General features: G+C 64.7%; 5 protein-coding genes. 1 reads left to right on the top strand and 4 read right to left on the bottom strand.

From position 1 onward, the window contains the following. Positions 1-155: 155 nt before the first annotated feature. From ACOVRJ_RS07750 to ACOVRJ_RS07735, 4 genes are all read right to left on the bottom strand, one after another. The gene (locus ACOVRJ_RS07750) at positions 156-824 is read right to left on the bottom strand and encodes a hypothetical protein (protein ID WP_422043310.1); all 669 of its coding nucleotides are present in this window, start codon (positions 822-824) and stop codon (positions 156-158) included. Next, a complete protein-coding gene (locus tag ACOVRJ_RS07745) occupies positions 821-2,098 on the bottom strand; it encodes an AAA family ATPase (RefSeq protein WP_422043309.1) in 1,278 nt (425 codons plus the stop codon). Before ACOVRJ_RS07745 ends, ACOVRJ_RS07750 begins: the two co-directional genes overlap by 4 nt. Continuing rightward, positions 2,091-2,420, bottom strand: coding sequence for a helix-turn-helix domain-containing protein (locus ACOVRJ_RS07740; protein WP_422043308.1), 330 nt, complete (start codon positions 2,418-2,420; stop codon positions 2,091-2,093). The genes ACOVRJ_RS07745 and ACOVRJ_RS07740 overlap by 8 nt, the downstream gene beginning before the upstream one ends. 227 nt (positions 2,421-2,647) lie before the next feature. Continuing rightward, positions 2,648-3,247 (bottom strand): TetR/AcrR family transcriptional regulator, encoded by a 600-nt coding sequence (locus ACOVRJ_RS07735; RefSeq protein ID WP_422043307.1) that lies wholly within the window; start codon positions 3,245-3,247, stop codon positions 2,648-2,650. A gap of 65 nt (positions 3,248-3,312) precedes the next feature. Between ACOVRJ_RS07735 and ACOVRJ_RS07730 the strand changes: the two genes are divergently transcribed. After that, positions 3,313-4,148 (top strand): MATE family efflux transporter (locus ACOVRJ_RS07730; protein ID WP_422043306.1); only part of this gene is annotated, 836 nt, incomplete at its 3' end.

Below are 4,148 nucleotides of genomic sequence, written 5' to 3'. Positions count from 1 at the left end.
GCATGCTTCGCAGCGGTTGCTGACGGTCGGTCTCGGCTGCCGACTGCACATTTCCTGTCAGAGACCGGTCACTGCGCCGACGACCGCAGTCCGCTCTTCATCGGCGCAAACAGGTGTTGCGAGCTGTTTGGCCAAGTAGTCATGGAGCGCGCGGCTCAGACGTCTCCTCGCACGAGCTGGCCCTGCCGACGGAGCTCGGCAGCAATGAACGGCGCGCGGTGTTCCAGGTAGGAAAGGTCGATACCCTTGGTACCCGGCCCCGGCCCGCGGCGGTACTCCTCGACATACCGCTTCCGCTGGGCACAGCAGTCGCGGATGTTGAGCAAGGACAACGTCGCATCGATCCTTTCCTGCTGCGCCGGCGGTGCCGAGCCGCCTTTTACGACGCGGTAACTGACGAGGTCCAATTCGAACCAGCCAATCTTTGCATCTACGGGGTCCACCAGACCAAGCAGATTCCCCTTCTTGGCGTTCACGACGCCTGCGCAGAGTCGATAGTTCGACCATTCGTACACCCGATCCCACGCAAGCGATTTCGGGATGACGTGGTCCACGGTGGGCCCCCCCGTCTCCTCGATGAACATCGCGAGGTACGCGCAACGCTGCTCGTACGCCGTCATCATGTCGTCGAGCGCATTGCGCCAGAACGGCGGGAACTTGTCGGCCGGGATCCTCGACTCAGTGGCGGCGATCGCGGCGCGCCGCCTCCCGCGGCGTTTGATTCGGGGTGCACGCCCGACAAGCTCGTCGATCGCCGAGAGGCCTGGCTGGCGGATATCCTTGTCGAACCCCTTTGGCTCTGGTGCGAGGGAGACAGGGATCACGACTTCGGTCCCTTCTCTGCTGCCCGCTTGACCGCGATCTTGCGCGGTGCCGTGCTCCGCTCCTTGAAGTAGCCCCACTGGACCCAAAAGGGATCGATGTCGGGTAGCCCGGCCTGGCGAAGCCCTTGATCGGCCCTCTCGATCGCTGTAGCCGACGGGTCTGACGCCTCGAGCACTGCCTGCGCTTCCGCAATGGCCTGCTCGCCTTCCAGCGATCGGGGTTCCTTTAGGTCAAAGGCTTCGCTCACCAGCCAGTTGCCGATTTCGCCGTGGCGAACGAATGGACGCTTCCTGAGAATGACGTTCTTTCTCTCGAAATCCAAGTCGAACCACGCGTCCTCGTCCGCGTTGAAGGAGGGCTCGACCGAAGCGAGGACCAGCGGAGAGTGCGTTGCGGCAACAAGCTGCACTTTGGAGCCGTGCGTGCCCGTAAGGACGTCCATCACCTTGAGCAGTGCGGGCACGATACGGCGCTGCCATTGAGGGTGAAGGTGTCCTTCGATCTCGTCGACGAGAAAGATGATCTCGCGAGTAGGACGTTCAGCGCGGAGCTTGGCGCTCTCAACGTGCTCCTGCCATGCCCAAGTGAGCAGGTAGGCCAGCGCGATCACGCGCCGCATGCCGGCCGATGCATGAATGACCGCGACATCCTCACCGTACGGCATGCGCAAGGTCGGATAGCGCTGTGGATCCCTCACGGAGAGCTTTCGAAGGTCGCCAGGAACCAGCCTCTCTTTGGGAGATGGCGACAGACTCTCGATGACCTGCTTCAGGACTTGAAACGACTGGTCGTTGCCCGCCTGCCACAGTGCCCAGTCATCGAGAAGTCCTTTGCAGAACTCGCTGCCCTTCCAAACCTGCTCGGGGGTGAATAGGAACGCGTTGGGCCGATCGGAGGCGTCCTCTGTCCAGTAGTTCCGCATCGGATCCCAGACCGAGAAGCCGCCGTCGACCTGTGCGTAAAGGATCAGCCCTGGAATAGGTGGTCGGCTCTGCTTCACGGTCCACCGCACACGCGCCGCTTCGTACGAGCTCTTGAACGCGTATGACGGTTTCGTTTTCTTCGTGTACTGGTAGGCAATCTCGGCCCTGGCGCCTGCCTTTGGGATGACAGGCTCTCGCGCCCATGTACGCGTCAGCGTCCACCAGGCCACGTCGAGCAGGAAGCTCTTGCCGAGGCCGTTGTCCCCGGTGATGAGGTTCAGCCGGGGTGCGAGATTCATCTGCATCTCGGTCGCCGGGCCGACGTTCTTCAGGTGAATGGTCTCAAGCATCGCGTCTTCCCCCTCTGGTCTTCTTCGCCGCACCCAAGGCAGCAGGTGCGTCAAGCGGGCTCGTCAGCGCCGACTTCACAGCGGGCGACGTGCGCTTCCTAACGATCTCATCGACGTACTTGGTGGGCGCGTTACTGTCTCCGATGTGGCGAGCAGCCTTCTGCTGCTCGATCCACTGGTCAAAGTCCACACGCTTGAATCGCCATTGCCCCCCGACTTTGAGCGCCGGTAGCTGTTCCCTCTGGGCCATCGTGTAGACGGTCTTCTCCGCAACCTTCAACAGTTGGCCAACTTCTGGAAGGGTGAGAATTTCGTCCTGCATCGAAGCGCGCTCCCTCCGGCACTCATTGGTAGAAGTTCCCAGCGGACGGCAGGATACAGCAGGCTTCAGACAGCCTGAGCAGTGGCGTCCCCCCGAAGCAGCATTGCCGGTCGAGGAGATGAACGCGAGTGTCGGCCTCGAGCCATGGCGGCCGTTCAGCGCTGTATCTCGAGCGACCGTCCCCAGTCTCAAGCGGCCCTGTGCAAGCCCCTCGATCCCAGCCGTCCTCAGCGCGCCCGCGTCAGCCCGTCGAAGATGGCGTCCAACGTTGCATGCGCGCGTTCGCGGCGGCCATCTCTGGCCTCGCCCTCGGCCGCCCAGAAGGCGAGATTGATCGTCGCGCCGTTCAGCAGGTGCGCCAGCGCCTCGGCATCGGGGGCCGTGATCCGGCGGCTGCCGATGAAGCCCTGCAGTTCGGCCAGCATTTCGCCGAAGCCCGACTCCATCAGGATGTCGGCCGCCTTCAGCCCCAACACGGCCGGCGCGTCCTGGAACAGGATGCGGCTGCGGTCAGGGCGCAGCACCGCATCCAGGTAGGCGTGGAAGCAGGCGCAGAAGCCTTCCCAGGCATCGGGCGTGGCGTCCCAGACAGCCTGCATCTCGTCACCGATCTCCGCGTCGATCCGGCGCACGACCGCCTCGAACAACCCGGCCTTGTTGCCGAAGTGGTGGTGCAGCGCGCCACGCGTGACCCCTGCTTCGGCCGCCAGCGCATCCAGCGAAACCGCTGCAAAGCCCACTTCGGCGAAGGCCCGATGCGCCGCGGCGATCAGCCGCTCGGTCGTGCCTTGCGCGGCCTGGGCACGGGTGGTTCGGATGTTTGACATACGGATCGTATGGAATGGGCATAATGACATACGAAGCGTATGTCAAACCCTGCCAAGAGCACAAGATGCCGAAGCTGGCTCCTGTCCGCCGCGAGATTCCCTCCATCCTGGCTCTGGCCGTTCCCATCGTGGCGGGCCTGGGCGCGTCAACCTTGCTGGGCGTCACGGATTCCGTGATGCTGGCACCGCTGGGGCCCTTGCCTCTGGCGGCGGTGGGCATCACCAATGCGGTGGCGATCATCCTCTTTGCGGCGATCTACGGGCTGTTGTCGGCCATGTCGGTGCGGGTGGGCGCGGCGCACGGCGCCGGGCAGAAGCGGCGGATCCCGGCGCTGTTGCGCAACGGCTTGGTCCTGGGCGCCATCGTCGGCGCACTGGGCATGGTGGTGATGCTGGCGGCCTGGCCCTTGCTGCCCTGGCTGGGGCAGCCGGGCGAGGTGCTGGCGATCATGTTCCCCTACTGGGTGTCGATCGCCGTGATGATGCTGCCGTTCTCGCTGCTGCTGGTGTTCAAGGCCACGTTCGAGGCGGTGGACCGGCCGTGGCTCGGCACGGGTTTCGCGTTCCTGGCGGTTGGGGTCAACGTGCCGTTGAACTGTGCGCTGATCTGGGGCGTCGGCCCCCTGCCGATGCTGGGGCTGACGGGCGCAGGCATTGCATCGCTGGTCGCCGAAACCCTGGCGCTGGCGGCGGCCTGGGTCTATTGGCTGCGGGCGCGGTCCATGCGGCGGCTGCGGCTGCGGGCCGGCTTGAGCGCAACGGTGATCGCCTCGGTGGCCCGTGAGGGGGCGCCGATGGGCTTGATGTACCTGGCCGAGACGGGAGCCATGGCGGTGGCGACGCTGATGATCGGCACCTTCGGCGCGGTCGCGCTGGCCGGCAACCAGGTGGCGATGTCGGT

It is taken from the genome of Roseateles sp., assembly GCF_049240545.1.
Classification (GTDB): domain Bacteria; phylum Pseudomonadota; class Gammaproteobacteria; order Burkholderiales; family Burkholderiaceae_C; genus Paucibacter_A.
The sequence above is the reverse complement of the archived record's forward strand: the minus strand, read 5'-3'. Positions and strand labels throughout refer to the sequence as shown.

What these genes read in the sequence shown, in the direction of transcription:
- ACOVRJ_RS07745 (WP_422043309.1), bottom strand. Translation starts at nt 2,098, where the DNA reads ATGCTTGAGACCATTCACCTGAAGAACGTCGGCCCGGCGACCGAGATG.
- ACOVRJ_RS07740 (WP_422043308.1), bottom strand. Translation starts at nt 2,420, where the DNA reads ATGCAGGACGAAATTCTCACCCTTCCAGAAGTTGGCCAACTGTTGAAG.
- ACOVRJ_RS07735 (WP_422043307.1), bottom strand. Translation starts at nt 3,247, where the DNA reads ATGTCAAACATCCGAACCACCCGTGCCCAGGCCGCGCAAGGCACGACC.